Source organism: Motiliproteus sp. (genome assembly GCF_965230735.1).
GTDB lineage: Bacteria > Pseudomonadota > Gammaproteobacteria > Pseudomonadales > Balneatricaceae > Motiliproteus.
In genome coordinates this window covers 1,661,478-1,676,567 of sequence record NZ_OZ246016.1, presented here as the reverse complement: position 1 = coordinate 1,676,567, position 15,090 = coordinate 1,661,478, and the positions used below count along the sequence as shown (strand labels likewise).

Sequence of the window (15,090 nt, the reverse complement as noted above, 5' to 3'; positions counted from 1 at the left end):
TACCCAAGAACAATGTGTAATACCTGAGCCTATAGGGTAGTCGCTACGGCATATCGATGCCGATCAGGCATAAAAAAGGCGGTCAAAGGACCGCCCTTAGGTAACAATGTCAGCCTCAGAGGCCAACCAGATTTAGGCGTCGAAGGCGCTCCGCAGCACGATCGTCTCGTTCCGGTCCGGTCCGGTTGAAACGATATCGATCGGCGCTCCGACCAGCTCCTCCAGGCGCTTGATGTAGTTCAGCGCCGCTTGCGGCAGCTGATCCATCGACTTGGCACCGAAGGTGGTTTCGCTCCAGCCCGGCATCTCTTCGTAGACCGGCACCACCGCTTCAAAGGCCTCGCTGTCGACCGGCATCGGTACCGCATTACCCTCAGCATCCTGGTAGGCGACGCAGATCTTGATGGTTTCCAGGCCGTCCAGTACGTCCAGCTTGGTCAGACAGATACCGGAGACACTGTTGATCTGGATCGAGTGACGCAGCGCAACGGCATCGAACCAGCCGCAACGGCGATCGCGACCGGTGGTCGCACCCACTTCGTGCCCTTTAACAGCCAGATGCTCGCCGATCTCGTCAAACAGTTCGGTCGGGAACGGGCCGGAACCCACACGGGTAGTGTAAGCCTTGGTGATACCCAGGATGTAATCCAGGTACAGCGGGCCAAAACCGCTACCGGTGGCAACGCCGCCGGCGGTGGTGTTGGAAGAGGTCACGAACGGGTAAGTACCGTGGTCGATATCCAGCAGCGAACCCTGCGCACCCTCAAACAGGATATTGTCGCCGTTGTTACGGTACTGGTGCAGCTTTTCGGTAACGTCGATGACCATCGGGCGCAGCTCTTCAGCCATCTGCATCGCCTGATCCAGGGTCTGCTGATAGTCGATCGCGTCAACCTTGTAGTAGTTGGTCAGCACGAAGTTGTGGTATTCCAACACTTCTTTGAGCTTGGTGGCAAAACGCTCCGGGTTCATCATGTCACCCAGACGCAGACCACGACGCGCAACCTTGTCTTCGTAGGCCGGACCGATACCCCGACCGGTGGTGCCGATCTTGGCATTACCACGGGCCAGTTCACGGGCCTGATCCAAGGCGATGTGATACGGCAGGATCAACGGACAGGCCGGGCTCAGGCGCAGGCGCTCACGCACCGGCACACCGCGCTGTTCCAGCTCGGCCATCTCTTTCAGCAGCGCTTCGGGAGACAGCACCACACCGTTGCCGATCATGCAAAGCACGTCATCGCGCAGAATGCCCGACGGAATCAGGTGCAGAACGGTTTTTTCACCGTCGATAACCAGTGTGTGACCGGCATTGTGACCGCCCTGAAAGCGAGCCACCGCTGCGGCCTGCTCGGTCAGCAGGTCAACAATCTTGCCCTTACCTTCGTCGCCCCATTGGGTACCTAATACAACGACGTTCTTGCCCATAGATCGAATATCTCAGTTAGCTAGAAAAGTTACTCGGCAGCAACAACGTCCCAGACGTTGTCGCGCAGAATCAGTTGTCGGTCACAGCCCTGCTCCTGCGCAGAGCAGCTGACGTCGGGCAATGCCCGCACGACCCGTTCGCCCTGCCCACGCAGCGCACTAATCTTGTCGGCCAGTTCCTTATCGCCCCCAACCGGAGCCAGGATCGCGCCACGACGATCGGCATGATCGATGGCCAGCTCGGCGATAACCTTCAGATCACCGCTGAATCCTGTAGCCGGACGAGCACGACCAAAGTCCTTGCCGATCTCGTCGTAGCGGCCACCCTTGGCCAGCGGCTGACCGAAGGTCGGCACATAAACCGCAAACACCGCACCGGTGTGATAGTTGTAACCGCGCAGCTCACCCAGGTCGAAATAGAGCGAAACCTGCGGGAAGCGAGTGGCGACCGCCTCGGCAATCGCATCCAGATCATCCAGCGCGGCCGCAATGCTCGGGTAATCCTGCTGCAGCGCCTGCCGGGCCTGCTCAATGGTATCGCGTCCGCCGTTGAGCCGCGCCAGCAGCCGGAAGGCCTCACGCTGGGATTCACTCAACTGCAGCTGCGCCAGCAAGGCATCCAGTTCGGTCAGCGATTTCTTCTGCAGCAGGGTAAACAATTCGGTCTGATCATCATCACGCAGCTCGGCCTGCTCAACCAATGCGCGGTAGATGCCCACATGGCCCAGATCCAGGGTCAGCGGCTGGCCCAGTTCGACCTGAGTCAACGCCTCAAGCATCAGGCTGATCACTTCGATATCGCTGTCGACACCGGCATGACCGTAGAGCTCGGCACCGATCTGCATCGGCGAGCGGCTGGTCAGCATATTGGCCGGGACGGTATGGAGCACCGAGTTAACGTAGCAGAGCCGGGTCGGTCCCTGACGATTCAGACTATGGGCATCGATCCGGGCTACCTGCGGCGTGGTGTCGGCCCGCAATCCCATCATCCGACCGGTCAACTGGTCGGTCACCTTGAAGGTATTGAGCGCCAGATCGTTGCCGGTACCGGTCAGCAATGACTCCAGATACTCGATCATCGGCGGCATCACCAGGTCATAACCCCAACTGTCGAACAGGTCGACCAGTTTGCGTCGCAACGCCTCTACTTGGCGTGCCTGCTGCGGCAGAATCTCATTGACCCCATCCGGTAATAGCCAGCGATCAGCAATAGACATCAGTATTCAGGCTCCCTCAAGAGCAATAGCAATTGATTCGGGCTGTCAGTGAACCAGATACAACAGCCCGGTTCCGGCCAGCATACAAACCAGTCCGGTAATCCTTAGGGTACGATCATCCACGCTAGCCAACTGCTGGACCAACGAGCGCCAGCGCTGCGGGTAGAGGAACGGAATTATCCCCTCCAACACCAATACCAGGCAGAACGCGATCAGTAATTCACGCCACAGTTCCATCGGGTTCTCGGTAGCTCCCTAACGCTTGCGGCCGTTTGAACAGCCCACTAAGACAACGGCAAAAACACGGCGACCACACACAAAAAAACCGGGACAAGGTCCCGGTTGCGGAATAATACACGAAGCCGTCGTCGATGGCAGCCCCAATGCGGGCTTATCGGACAGCTTCGCGTAAGGCTTTAGTTGGCCAAACCGTTTCCGCCAGCCGCGTTCAGGTACTTGAAGAAATCACTACCCGGCTCCAGCACCATCACATCATTCTTGCTGTTGAAGGTGTCCTTATAGGCATTGAGGCTGCGGTAGAAGGAGTAGAACTCCGGATCCTTCTGATACGCCTGAGCGTAGGTAGAAGCGGCTACCGCATCACCGTCACCACGGATCTGTTCCGCTTCACGGAAAGCTTCAGCTAGGATGACGGTCTTCTGACGGTCAGCATCTGCACGGATACCTTCGGCCAGCTCGTTACCCTTGGAGCGAAGCTCCCGGGCTTCCCGCTCCCGCTCGGTACGCATCCGATCGTATACCGACTGACTCACCTCGGTCGGCAGATCGATCCGCTTGACCCGCACATCAACCACCTCGATACCCAGCTCCTGCTGCGTAATTTCGGTCAGTTCTTTGGTCAGCTGAACCATCATCTCTTCACGGTCACCGGAGACTACCTCGGTCAGGGTACGACGACCGAATTTGTTCCGCAGTCGGGTATCCATCCGTGAAGCCAACAGGTCAGCGGCACGGAATTCATCACCGGAAGTCGCAGTGTAGTAGGTCTTAACATCGGCGATCCGCCACTTGACGAAGGAGTCAACGATCAGACGCTTTTTCTCCAGGGTCAGGTAATCCTGCGGCCGTGAATCCAACGTTTGCACCCGACCATCAAACTTGGTGATCGAGTTGACGATCGGCAATTTGAAATGCAGCCCAGGCTTGAGATCCGGATTGACCACCTCACCAAACTGCAGCTTCACCGCACGCTCGGTCTCTTTGATAATAAAGAGTGAATTATTGGCCACCACAACCAGCAGCAGCAGCACGGCCATGACGGCAAAAGTACGTCCACTGTTCATGTTAACGCTCCTCCCGTCTGATGTTGGATTGACGACGACGTAAACGCTCGATCACCTCATCGGCAACCGCGTCAACACTGCGGCTGTCCAGGCTTGAGCTGCCGCCCAGGTTGATATCACCACCGCCACCGCGGCGGTTGACGATCTGATCCAACGGCAGGTACATGATGTTGTTGCCGCCCTCGACATCCATCAACACCTTGGACGAGTTGGCCAATACCGAAGAAACCGCATCCAGGTACATCCGCTCACGGGTAACCACCGGTGCCTTGGCGTACTCGGTCTGAAGCTTGCTGAAACGATCCGCTTCACCCTGGGCCTTGGCGACGACCTCTTCCCGGTAAGCGTTGGCTTCCTCCAGCATCCGTTGCGCCTTACCCCGGGCTTCCGGGACGATACCGTTGGCGTAGGATTCCGCTTCGTTCTTCACCCGCTGCTCATCCTCTCGGGCCTTGATCACGTCATCGAAGGCCGACTGCACCTGGGTTGGTGCCTTGGTGCTCTCGATGTTGACCTTGGAGATCCGCAGACCGGTGCCGTAGCTGTCCATGTACGCCTGCAGACGGTTCTGAACGTCGGTTGCCAACAGTTCACGACCCTCGGTCAGGATAAAGTGCATCTCGGAGGTACCTACCACATGACGCAACGCACTCTCTGTAGCGTGACCCAGACTAACTTCAGGATCGCGCACTTTCAGCACGTAGGACTGCGGATCGGTCACCCGGTACTGCACCTTCAGCCCGACTTCGACGATGTTCTCGTCTTCGGTCAGCATCAGTGCCCGGTGATCCTTGGAGCGAACCTGAGTCACATTGACCGGGAAACGCTGGTCGATCAACGGCGGATTCCAACGCAGGCCCGGCAGTTGAGTATCGTGGTATTTACCCAGACGCAGAATAACCACCCGCTCCTGCTCGTTGACTGTGTAGAAGCCCATCGCGGCCCAAACCACCAGCAAACCGACGATCAGCAGCAAGATGCCGCCGGTACCGAGCGAACTGCCCTTACCGGAGCTCGAGCCCGAACCACTACCGCCACCACCGAAGATTCCGTTCAGTTTCTCCTGCAGTTTGCGCAGCGCCTCATCCAGATCTGGCGGCCCTTCACCTCCACGGTTCCCACCGCCGCCGCGATTGCCACCGCCGCTCCAGGGATCCTGGTTGTTACCGTTGCCACCCGGCTCATTCCAAGCCATAAGCGTCTCCGTTTTATTAGTAATCAGTTAATAATTGTTAAGTCGTTGTTTATACCGACACATTCTAGGTAGCGCCCCCCGGCCATGCAACACAGCCAACGTCTACCATCCCCTACCAGGGGTCGTCTTCAACGGGCGGTAAAAACCGTTCCGGATCGATACCGACCCGGGTCAAAATCTGTAACAGGTCGCGCTTTTGTATTCTGACCTCCAGCGCCAACTGTCCTGCCTCGTCCACCTGTTCGTCCAACACCGCATTCTGGGCATAAAGTTGAGCCCGGAAAGCCCCTTCATGCGGTGCAAGGTGTAGCGTTTGGTGGACAACTTCGTCACCCAGAAGTTCGGCAATCGCCTGCGGCAACAGCTCGGTTCCGGCTCCCGTCGCAGCGGATAACCAGACCCGCTGCGGCCTGCCCTGATCGTCCCTTTCGATCCGAGGCTGAGCCTGATCGATCAAGTCAATCTTATTGTAGACCTCAAGCACCGGTACCGTATCAGCGCCGATCTCATGCAGCACCGAGCTGACCTCGTCGATGTTGGCATCGCGCTCTTCGCTTGCCGCATCAATAACATGCAGCAACAGGGTCGCTTCGATGGTCTCCTGCAGCGTGGCCCGGAACGCCTCCACCAGTTTGTGGGGCAGATGACGGATAAACCCGACCGTATCGGCCAGTACCACCGGACCCACATCGGCCACTTCAATCCGGCGCAGGGTCGGATCTAGGGTGGCGAACAACTGATCGGCGGCATAGACCTCCGATTCGGTGATGCGATTGAACAGAGTCGATTTGCCGGCATTGGTGTAACCGACCAGCGAGACCGTCGCGATCTCGGCCCTCTGTCGCTGGCGACGGCCCTGATCCCGCTGCTTACGCACCTTGGTCAGGCGTGACAGAATCGACTTGATCCGGGCCCGCAGCAAACGCCGGTCGGTTTCAAGCTGGGTTTCACCCGGTCCACGCAGGCCGATCCCCCCCTTCTGCCGCTCCAGGTGGGTCCAGCCACGGATCAGGCGGGTCGACATATGCTCAAGCTGAGCCAACTCGACCTGCAATTTACCTTCGTAGGTGCGGGCGCGCTGGGCAAAGATATCCAGGATCAAACCGGTTCGATCGAGCACACGACACTGCAGCAGCTGCTCCAGATTGCGCTCCTGACCCGGTGACAAGGCGTGGTTGAAGAGCACCAGTTTGGCGTCATGCTGACGCGCAACTTCGGCGATCTCTTCGGCCTTGCCCTGACCGACAAAATACTGGGGACTAGGTCGGTTGCGGGATCCGGTGATCAACGCCACAGGATCCGCACCGGCGGACAACGCGAGTTCTTCGAACTCCTTCGGGTCTTCCCGTTCGGATTCTTCAGCCAGATCGAGATGAACCAATACCGCTATTTCGCCCGATTCAGGCCGTTCAAAAAACAAAGCTGTCCCTAATGGTAATGAATTGAGAAGAAGCTACGCCTTAAGCGTCTTCACCCTCGGTCGCCTGCACCGGCGTCTTGACCGGACGGGAGGGAACGACGGTCGAGATGGCGTGCTTGTAAACCATCTGGCTGACGGTGTTCTTCAGCAGAATGACAAATTGATCGAAGGATTCGATCTGGCCCTGCAGCTTGATGCCGTTGACCAGAAAGATGGATACGGGTACCCGCTCCTTGCGCAGAACGTTGAGGTAAGGGTCTTGTAAGGTTTGCCCTTTTGACATTGTGTACTCCTTTAAAGTACTGAAAAAACGATTAATAAATACAGCAAAAAGCGGTCAATAACGAAAACCGACGGTTAAAGCTTAGATAAACCGTCGTTATCAAGCACGCGCTAATGGCCCGTAGTCCACCTATATAAGGTAGTCATCTATCAATTTCAAGGTATTACCCAGGATATCGTCGCTGCGCGCTTCGATTCGATGATGGTCGGGCCAGCCCCGCAACCAGGTTAGTTGACGCTTGGCCAGCTGGCGGGTGGCGATAATACCACGCTCAATCATGCTGTCGAACCCAATCTCCCCCTCCAGATAAGACCACATCTGACGGTAACCGACGCAGCGGATCGACGGCATCGACGGTTCCAGGTCTCCGCGCTGATGCAGTGCACGGACCTCTGCTTCAAACCCCTGATCGATCATGATCCGAAAACGCTGCTCGATCCGCTGGTGCAACCAAGCCCGATCGGCCACATCGAGGCTCAACTGCAAAGGCTGAAACGGCAACTGCACCTGCTGCTGTTGCTGCCACAGTTCGGTCAGACTTTTGCCGGTCAGCTCGTACACCTCCAGGGCCCGCTGCAAGCGCTGCGGATCGTTGGGATGGATCCGCTGCGCCGAGATCGGGTCGACCTCACGCAAACGTTGATGCAACGATTCCCAGCCATGGTCCTGCGCCTGATCCAGCAGCCGCTGGCGGACCTCTGGATCGGCCTTGGGCAGCGTCGCCAGCCCCTCCAACAGAGTCTTGAAATAGAGCATGGTTCCGCCGACCAGCAGCGGAATCCGGCCCTGGGCATGGATCGCTTCGATCTCGGCCAGTGCATCGGCTCGGAACTCGGCCGCCGAATAGCTCTCGGCCGGATCGCGAATATCGATCAGCCGGTGAGGCGCCCTGGCCAGCAGCTCCGCATCGGGTTTGGCGGTGCCGATATCCATCTCGCGGTAGATCAGCGCCGAATCGACGCTAATCAGATCGCAGGGCAGCTGTTCGGCCACTCTGACCGCCAGATCGGTCTTACCGGTGGCGGTGGCGCCCATCAAGCAGATGACCGGGCGTTTTTCCAGCTGAGAGCAGGTAGAGGGATTCATACTACTGCCCCCTCAGGAACAATTTATCCAGCGCATCCATATCCAACTGGGTCCAGGTCGGTCGGCCGTGGTTACACTGTCCGCTACGTTCGGTGCGCTCCATATCCCGCAGCAGCGCATTCATCTCCGGCAGCGTCAGCTGGCGATTGGCCCGCACCGAGCCATGACAGGCCATGGTCGCCAGAATCTGATTCATCTCGGCCTGAACCCGGTCACTGTCGCCCAGTACCCGTAGATCGGCCAGCACATCACGCACCAGTTGCTCCACATCGGTCTGCTTAAGCAGCGCCGGAACCTGGCGGATCACCAGCGATTCCTCACTCATTCGGGCCAACTCAAAGCCCAGCTGTTTGAACAGCTCGCTGAACTCCTCGGCACAGTCCGCCTCCTGGCTACTCAGTGCCATCGATTGGGGCACCAACAACGGCTGCGAGGTGATTCCCTCCTCGGCAAAGGATACCTTCATCCGCTCGTAGACCACCCGCTCGTGGGCGGCATGCATATCCACCACGACCAACCCCTGCTCGTTCTGAGACAGGATGTAGATTCCGTGTAACTGCGCCACCGCGTATCCCAGCGGCGGGGTTTCGGTTGCCGACTCGGGCGGCAGCGTCGGCTCAAGGTTCCGATCGATTGACGGGACTGATTCAATTCCTCGACTCTGGCCTACCCCCACCGCTGCCTGCGCCGGATGCAGGGCAGCGTAGGCGGCGATCTGTTCACGGACCTGCCCGGCTGTCGGTTGCGAACTCGGGTTCGGATTGAAACCTAACGGCATCGCCTGCTGTTGGACTTGCTGCACCGGATCGGCGACCGGCTGGCCTGAATCCAGCTGAGTTAATCCCGGCGGCGAAACTCCCCCCGCCTCAACCTGATCGGCCGGACTGACCTCGGCCAAACCACGATGCAGGGTCCGGAATAGAAAATCGTGCACCAGCCGACCATCACGGAAACGGACTTCGTGCTTGGTCGGATGAACATTGACGTCGACATCGGCTGGATTGAGTTCCAGAAACAGCACAAAGGTCGGATGACGGCCGTTGTAGAGCACATCCCGGTAGGCCTGGCGCACTGCATGGGCCACCAACTTGTCACGGATCGAGCGGCCATTGACAAAGAAATACTGCAGATCGGCCTGGGAGCGCGAGAAGGTGGGAAGCCCAACCCAACCCCACAGCCTTAACCCCGCCGCCTCAACGTCCAATGCAACCGCGTTCTCCATAAACTTCGGTCCACAGAGTGACGCCACCCGACGCTCCAGTTCCACCTGACTGCTGGCTGGCCGTAGCTGATGGATCACCCGGCCGTTATGGCGCAAACTGATCGCCACATCAAAACGACTCAACGCCAGCCGTTTGACCACCTCTTCCAGATGACCGAACTCGGTTTTCTCGGTACGCAAAAACTTGCGCCGCGCCGGGGTGTTGAAGAACAGATCACGCATCTCGATGGTGGTGCCGGGCGGATGCGCGGCTGGCTGAAGCTCGGGTACCATTTCACGGCCTTCGGCCCGTACCTGCCAGGATTCGGCGACACCGGCGGCACAGGAGGTCAGCGTCAACCGTGATACCGAACTGATACTGGCCAGCGCCTCGCCTCGAAAGCCCAGGGTGGCCACCGCTTCCAGATCGTCCAGATCTTTGATCTTGCTGGTCGCATGACGACTCAGCGCCAACGCCAGGTCATCCTTGATCACCCCGGAGCCGTTATCGCGCAGGCGGATCAACTTGACCCCGCCCTGCTCCACATCGATCTCGATTCGATCGGCTCCGGCGTCCAGACTGTTCTCCAGCAGCTCCTTAACCACGGAAGCCGGTCGTTCGACCACCTCGCCAGCAGCGATCTGGTTGGCAAGACGGGGGGATAACAGCGAGATTCGGTTCATGCGTATGAAGCTCAAGGCAACTCTGGATTAACTAATTTGCGGGACTATTTAAACACACCGGAATAGCCGCGGCGCCGACAGAAAACAGACACGGCGAACCCTGGGTTCGCCGTTATCAGTTCTAACCTGTTTGAGAGGCGTTAGGATGCGGGAATCCGCAACACCTGTCCAACCCGAATCACGTCGGATGTGAGCCCATTGAGTTCGCGTAGCCGCTTCAATGCCACCCCGTTGCGACTGGCGATCACCGACAGGGTATCACCACGGGAAACCTTGTATCGGGTGGTCTTACCGTCGCCACCGTTCTGCTTCCAGGCCAACAGCGTTCCGGGGGGCGGTTTGTTGCTGAAATGCGTCCTGATGCCGTTGAAAATGGATTGCGCCAATTTGCGCTGATGGCTTCGCTGCTGCAGCAGACGGGCCTCTCCGGGATTGGAGATAAAGCCGGTTTCAACCAGAATGGATGGAATATCCGGTGACTTGAGCACCATAAAGCCGGCGTGTTGAACCTGCTTCTTGTGCATATGGGCCACCTTGCCCATGTATCGCTGCACATGGCTGCCCACTTCTCGGGAGTGACTGATACTCGAGTGCATCGACATATCCAGCAGCACCCCTTCGAGCACGTCATTATCACTGTCCTTGCTCAGGGTTCCGACGCCACCGATCAGGTCGGTGCTGTTCTCCCGCCCGGCCAGCCAGCGGCCCATTTCACTGCTGGCACCACGCTCAGACAGGGTCCAGACCGATGCACCCCGGGCACTACTGCGCTTAAAGGCATCGGCGTGGATCGAGACAAACAGATCGGCCCCGGCATTACGGGCCTTGCGAGTCCGGTTACGCAGCCCGACATAATAGTCGCTGTCGCGGATCAGCACCGGCTTGAATCCCGCTTCGGCCTTGAACAGTGCCGCCAGTTCGCGGGCAATCCGCAGCACCACATCTTTCTCTTTTACCCTTCCCGGACCGATGGCACCCGGGTCCTCACCTCCATGACCGGCATCGATCGCGATCACGATATCCCGCTTGCTATTGCCATTGGTGGCAAGTTGTTTGACCGTCTTAACCTCGGCCTTCTTCTTGTTAACCAGGTCAACCACCAGGCGGTGTCCGTACTTGGCGTTCGGTTTGAGACTAAAACTGCGAGGCTGAGTCTGACTTTTCAGGTCCAGAACGATACGCAAGCCACTGGGTCCACGTTTACCGCTGCGAATGTTCTCAATCGGCGTTTTGGCCAGCTCGAGCGCACTGAGCTTGGCCGCCATCTTGCTGTTTGCCAGATCGATAACGATCCGGGAGGGATTGGCCAGCGTGAACAGCTTGTGCTCAGCCGCCCCCGACAGATCGAACACCAGGCGGGTATGATCCGGCGCCGGCCAGACCCGCACCTGTTTAACGGTCGCCGCTGACAACAGCGTGCTACTCAGCAGCACCAATAGGCCAAGCAAAACGACCGTGATCCGATTTATTCCCCTTCTCAACACCTACTCACCTGTTGATCCGACTTTTTTCAGTTTCTTATTCAACCCAAAACGTACAAACAGGGCTACCCGCCAAATCGTGCTCAGTCAGCCGACATTTCTGACAGACGAGCCAGCACCTGCTCCCCGAGGGGGTTATTGGCTTTGACCGTCACCTGTCGTCCAGTTCCCTGCTTTTCGATCAATAGTTCCAGATCGGCCTCCGGCAAGATACCCTCGCCTTTCTCCGGCCATTCAATCAGCCGTACCGCTTCGATCGAGAAATAATCCCGAATCCCAAGAAACTCCAGTTCCTCCGGGTCTGCCAGCCGATACAGGTCGAAATGGTAAACCCGTCCCTGTTCCAACTCGTAGGGTTCGACCAGCGTATAAGTGGGACTCTTAACCACGGCTGTATGCCCAAACGACTGCACCACCCCCCGACTGAGGGTGGTTTTACCCATGCCCAGATTGCCATGCAGATAGATCGTGGCCTGCGGTCTGGCGGCCTGTCCAAGTCGTCCTCCGAACTCCACCATCCGGGCCTCATCGGCCAGGTCCCAGCGCTGTACTTCAGCCATTGATGCCCTCAAAAAATACTTGTTCTTTACTTTCCAATTGCAGCATTAGCGATGGATTGAGCAACCGTCGGATCGGCGCCATCAGGTCTGTCGCCGCCAATCCCCGCTCTCCGGCCTTGGCCGCCAACAGGTCCGCCGCATGGCCATGCACCTCGACCGCCACCGAAGCGGCATCGAAGGGATTCAGCCCTTGGGCCATCAAGGCCGCGATCACGCCACTGAGCACATCGCCCATACCGCCACTGGCCATGCCGGGGTTACCACGACAACAAAGCCGGATGCTGGCTCCATCGGATACCAACGTACCGGCCCCTTTAAGCACCACCACGCCACCGTAGCGTTGCTGTATCTGGTTAACGGCGTCGAACCGATCGGCTTGAATCTGCGCCACCGAACAACCCAGCAGTCTGGCTGCCTCGCCCGGGTGCGGGGTCAGTACCCAATTGTCACGGGCTTGGGGCTCGATCAACTGCCCTTCGGCCAGCAGATTCAGGCCGTCCGCGTCGATCACCAACGGTACCGGCTGCGCCTGGGCAACCCGCAATAGTTGTCCCGACCAGGCATTTTTCCCTAACCCGGGTCCTATCGCAATCACGCTGGCCCGTTCAATCAACGGTTCCAGGTCCTGGCCTGAATCTACCCCGTGGGTCATCACTTCCGGTCGATGCCCGGTGCAGAGCGCCACATGCTCGGGTCGGGTCACCACCGACACCAGACCACTGCCGCTTCGAAGCGCCGCCTCCGAGCTCATCAGTACCGCCCCGGCCATCCCATGATCACCGCCGATCACCATCACATGGCCGAAGCTGCCCTTGTGGGCGGTTCGATCCCGTGGTCCCAGGCACCGGCTCAACAACGAGGGTCCGATCACTCGGACACCGGTGGGTATCGCCTGGTAGACCTCGTCGGGTACCGACAGCGTATCGAAAAGAACCCGGCCGCAGCAGGCAGGCCCCCGATGGGTCAGCAAGCCACGGTTTAGGCCGATAAAGCTGATGGTCAACTGCGCTCTGATCGCCACTCCCAGCTCAGCCCCGGTATCGGCACAAAGTCCCGATGGAATATCCAACGCCAACACCGGCAGCCCGCTGGCATTGATCCGTTCGATCAACGATCGATAGTCGCCACGCACCTCGCCGCTGAGACCGGTCCCCAGCAGACCATCGACAATCAATTCACCGCTGAACGCCTCGTCAGGGTCATAGGCTCGTACCTTAACGCCCCGCTGCTCGGCCCATTCCAGCGCCTGGCGTGCTTCTCCTTGCAGCTTGGCACGGGTCGATTCCCCGCCGACCAGCAGCATCTGCACCTCTAGCTGCTGCTCCAGCGCCATCGCCGCCACCACCAACGCATCGCCGCCGTTATTGCCGCTGCCACTGATCAGGGTCAGACGACGCACATCGGGCCAATGCTGGCGCAGGGCTCGGTAAGCCGCTCTGCCGGCTCGCTTCATCAGCTCAAAACCGTCGATACCCTGATCCTGGATCGCGCAACGGTCCAATTCACGGGTCTGCTCGGCACGGTATAATCCAAGGCCGTTTTCCGGGGGCGAGAATGGCATCCCAACTCCTGTTGTCGGTATGATTAGCTCTTATAAAGTATAGTTTTTTGATCCGGTTTCCCATGCCCAGCAACCCCGAACCTCAAGCCCCGCGCCTGCCCTCGATTTCGGCCAGCCCCGAACAGCTGACCGCACACATCAAAGCCTGGGCTGATGAACTGGGATTCAGCGCCGTCGGTATCACCGGTATCGACACCGCCGATGCTGTTACGCGCCTCGAAGCCTGGTTGGATAAAGGGTTCAACGGCTCGATGGGCTATCTGGCCAATCACCGGGAACTGCGACGCCACCCGGAACAACTGCACCCGGGTACACTGAAGGTGATTAGTGTGCGAATGGACTACCTGCCGCCGGAGGTGGAGACCGTCCGAGTACTGCAAAACCCCCGGCAGGCTTATATCTCGCGCTATGCCCTGGGTCGTGACTACCACAAGACCCTACGCAAGCGGTTGGTGCAGCTGGCCAAACGAATCGAACAGCACTGTGGCAGTTTTAACTATCGCCCCTTCGTCGATAGTGCACCGGTGATGGAGAAGCCGATGGCCCAGCGGGCCGGACTCGGCTGGCAGGGCAAGCACAGCTTGCTGATCGACCGTAAAGCCGGCAGTTACTTCGTGCTGGGAGAGTTGTTTACCGATCTACCGCTCGTGGACGATGCCCCCTACACCGAGGATCACTGCAGTCGCTGCAGTGCCTGTATCGACGTCTGCCCCACCGATGCGATCCCCGAACCCTATGTGCTGGATGCCCGCCGATGCATCTCCTACCTGACGATCGAATCGAAGGAGCCGATCCCGCTTGAATTGCGTTCTCTGATCGGAAACAGGGTGTTCGGCTGCGATGACTGCCAGCTGGTTTGCCCGTGGAACCGCTATTGCCACTTCACTGGCGAGAGTGATTTCAACCCCCGCCACCAGCTCGACACTATCGAGCTGGCCGAACTGTTTCTGTGGGATGAAGCGACCTTCCTGAAGAAAACCGAAGGCTCACCGATCCGGCGTAGCGGTTATCAAGGCTGGCTAAGGAATCTGGCAGTCGGTTTGGGTAACAGTGGCGACAAGGCCATGATCGAGGTGTTGAAGCAGCAGCAGGACAACCCCTCAGAGCTGGTCCGTGAACATGTCTCCTGGGCGATCGAGCAACTCAGCAGCGAGCAAGGCCCCTCACCGCTGCCGTTGACCGACAGGCAGCCACGCAAGGTACGCCACCTGCTCTAACACCTGTTCTAACTAAACAGCCCTTGCGGGAAGTTAAACCGGAAAACGCTTGCTCAGGTGGGCAATGATATCGTCGGATTCGTACATCCAGCGGACTTGGCCATCGGCTTCTTCGATCCGCAGGCATGGGACTTTGACCCGACCACCCTGCTCCAGCAGCTCCTGGCGCTGCTGGGCATTTTTCTTCGCATCACGCAGCTCAATCGGCAGATTCAGGCGCTGCATTGCGCGGCGCACCTTGACACAAAACGGACAAGCTTCGAACTGGTAGAGCGAGTAGGCCGCCAGTTGCTGCTCAACCTGTTGCTGTGACTCAGACGGACGTTTGGCCGACTTGGGCCAGGTCAGCCAATTGATCAACAGCACGATGCGTCCCACAAACCAGCGAACGAAGCTCATTTCAGTACCTCAATAGTGAAGCTAAATAGGAAAAATCTCGGGCGCGCGATTATT

Annotated in this window: 14 protein-coding genes; 1 reads left to right on the top strand and 13 read right to left on the bottom strand. The window is 58.5% G+C overall.

The window, feature by feature from the left end; translation table 11 throughout:
* Window positions 1-132 precede the first annotated feature (132 nt).
* The 12 genes from ACO05M_RS07850 to ACO05M_RS07795 all read right to left on the bottom strand — a co-directional run bounded on the left by ACO05M_RS07850 (window position 133) and on the right by ACO05M_RS07795 (window position 13,420).
* On the bottom strand, window positions 133-1,428 hold the full coding sequence (locus ACO05M_RS07850; protein WP_421869861.1) for an adenylosuccinate synthase: 1,296 nt from the start codon (window positions 1,426-1,428) through the stop codon (window positions 133-135).
* A gap of 29 nt (window positions 1,429-1,457) precedes the next feature.
* Window positions 1,458-2,645 carry an ATP phosphoribosyltransferase regulatory subunit gene (locus ACO05M_RS07845; protein ID WP_421869857.1) on the bottom strand — a complete coding sequence of 396 codons (1,188 nt, stop codon included), beginning with the start codon at window positions 2,643-2,645 and terminating at the stop codon, window positions 1,458-1,460.
* Window positions 2,646-2,690: 45 nt separating this feature from the next.
* Entirely contained in the window at window positions 2,691-2,882 is a 192-nt protein-coding gene (locus ACO05M_RS07840) for a DUF2065 domain-containing protein (RefSeq protein WP_421869854.1), read from the bottom strand.
* Between the two features lie 179 nt (window positions 2,883-3,061).
* Window positions 3,062-3,949: a protease modulator HflC gene (hflC, locus tag ACO05M_RS07835; RefSeq protein ID WP_421869851.1), complete on the bottom strand. Its 888-nt coding sequence runs from the start codon at window positions 3,947-3,949 to the stop codon at window positions 3,062-3,064.
* Window position 3,950: 1 nt separating this feature from the next.
* Window positions 3,951-5,144 (bottom strand): FtsH protease activity modulator HflK, encoded by a 1,194-nt coding sequence (gene hflK, locus ACO05M_RS07830; protein WP_421869847.1) that lies wholly within the window; start codon window positions 5,142-5,144, stop codon window positions 3,951-3,953.
* A gap of 112 nt (window positions 5,145-5,256) precedes the next feature.
* Window positions 5,257-6,564, bottom strand: a complete 1,308-nt coding sequence (gene hflX, locus ACO05M_RS07825) for a ribosome rescue GTPase HflX (RefSeq protein ID WP_421869843.1) — start codon at window positions 6,562-6,564, stop codon at window positions 5,257-5,259.
* A 40-nt stretch (window positions 6,565-6,604) separates the two neighbouring features.
* Window positions 6,605-6,847, bottom strand: coding sequence for an RNA chaperone Hfq (gene hfq / locus ACO05M_RS07820; protein ID WP_114695975.1), 243 nt, complete (start codon window positions 6,845-6,847; stop codon window positions 6,605-6,607).
* A gap of 129 nt (window positions 6,848-6,976) precedes the next feature.
* Window positions 6,977-7,933: a tRNA (adenosine(37)-N6)-dimethylallyltransferase MiaA gene (gene miaA / locus ACO05M_RS07815; RefSeq protein WP_421869840.1), complete on the bottom strand. Its 957-nt coding sequence runs from the start codon at window positions 7,931-7,933 to the stop codon at window positions 6,977-6,979.
* Between the two features lies 1 nt (window position 7,934).
* On the bottom strand, window positions 7,935-9,818 hold the full coding sequence (gene mutL / locus ACO05M_RS07810) for a DNA mismatch repair endonuclease MutL (protein ID WP_421869837.1): 1,884 nt from the start codon (window positions 9,816-9,818) through the stop codon (window positions 7,935-7,937).
* A gap of 140 nt (window positions 9,819-9,958) precedes the next feature.
* Window positions 9,959-11,266 (bottom strand): N-acetylmuramoyl-L-alanine amidase, encoded by a 1,308-nt coding sequence (locus ACO05M_RS07805; RefSeq protein WP_421869834.1) that lies wholly within the window; start codon window positions 11,264-11,266, stop codon window positions 9,959-9,961.
* Between the two features lie 116 nt (window positions 11,267-11,382).
* A complete protein-coding gene (gene tsaE, locus ACO05M_RS07800; RefSeq protein WP_421869831.1) occupies window positions 11,383-11,859 on the bottom strand; it encodes a tRNA (adenosine(37)-N6)-threonylcarbamoyltransferase complex ATPase subunit type 1 TsaE in 477 nt (158 codons plus the stop codon).
* On the bottom strand, window positions 11,852-13,420 hold the full coding sequence (locus ACO05M_RS07795; RefSeq protein WP_421869829.1) for an NAD(P)H-hydrate dehydratase: 1,569 nt from the start codon (window positions 13,418-13,420) through the stop codon (window positions 11,852-11,854). Before ACO05M_RS07795 ends, tsaE begins: the two co-directional genes overlap by 8 nt.
* Window positions 13,421-13,482: 62 nt before the next feature.
* Between ACO05M_RS07795 and queG the strand changes: the two genes are divergently transcribed.
* Complete coding sequence (gene queG, locus ACO05M_RS07790; protein ID WP_421869826.1) at window positions 13,483-14,637, top strand: tRNA epoxyqueuosine(34) reductase QueG; 1,155 nt, start codon at window positions 13,483-13,485, stop codon at window positions 14,635-14,637.
* A gap of 33 nt (window positions 14,638-14,670) precedes the next feature.
* Here queG and ACO05M_RS07785 read toward each other — a convergent pair whose 3' ends face one another.
* A complete protein-coding gene (locus ACO05M_RS07785; RefSeq protein WP_421869823.1) occupies window positions 14,671-15,036 on the bottom strand; it encodes a glutathione S-transferase N-terminal domain-containing protein in 366 nt (121 codons plus the stop codon).
* Window positions 15,037-15,090: the final 54 nt, after the last annotated feature.

What these genes read in the sequence shown, in the direction of transcription:
- ACO05M_RS07850 (WP_421869861.1), bottom strand. Translation starts at nt 1,428, where the DNA reads ATGGGCAAGAACGTCGTTGTATTAGGTACCCAATGGGGCGACGAAGGT.
- ACO05M_RS07845 (WP_421869857.1), bottom strand. Translation starts at nt 2,645, where the DNA reads ATGTCTATTGCTGATCGCTGGCTATTACCGGATGGGGTCAATGAGATT.
- ACO05M_RS07840 (WP_421869854.1), bottom strand. Translation starts at nt 2,882, where the DNA reads ATGGAACTGTGGCGTGAATTACTGATCGCGTTCTGCCTGGTATTGGTG.
- hflC (WP_421869851.1), bottom strand. Translation starts at nt 3,949, where the DNA reads ATGAACAGTGGACGTACTTTTGCCGTCATGGCCGTGCTGCTGCTGCTG.
- hflK (WP_421869847.1), bottom strand. Translation starts at nt 5,144, where the DNA reads ATGGCTTGGAATGAGCCGGGTGGCAACGGTAACAACCAGGATCCCTGG.
- hfq (WP_114695975.1), bottom strand. Translation starts at nt 6,847, where the DNA reads ATGTCAAAAGGGCAAACCTTACAAGACCCTTACCTCAACGTTCTGCGC.
- miaA (WP_421869840.1), bottom strand. Translation starts at nt 7,933, where the DNA reads ATGAATCCCTCTACCTGCTCTCAGCTGGAAAAACGCCCGGTCATCTGC.
- mutL (WP_421869837.1), bottom strand. Translation starts at nt 9,818, where the DNA reads ATGAACCGAATCTCGCTGTTATCCCCCCGTCTTGCCAACCAGATCGCT.
- tsaE (WP_421869831.1), bottom strand. Translation starts at nt 11,859, where the DNA reads ATGGCTGAAGTACAGCGCTGGGACCTGGCCGATGAGGCCCGGATGGTG.
- ACO05M_RS07795 (WP_421869829.1), bottom strand. Translation starts at nt 13,420, where the DNA reads ATGCCATTCTCGCCCCCGGAAAACGGCCTTGGATTATACCGTGCCGAG.
- queG (WP_421869826.1), top strand. Translation starts at nt 13,483, where the DNA reads ATGCCCAGCAACCCCGAACCTCAAGCCCCGCGCCTGCCCTCGATTTCG.
- ACO05M_RS07785 (WP_421869823.1), bottom strand. Translation starts at nt 15,036, where the DNA reads ATGAGCTTCGTTCGCTGGTTTGTGGGACGCATCGTGCTGTTGATCAAT.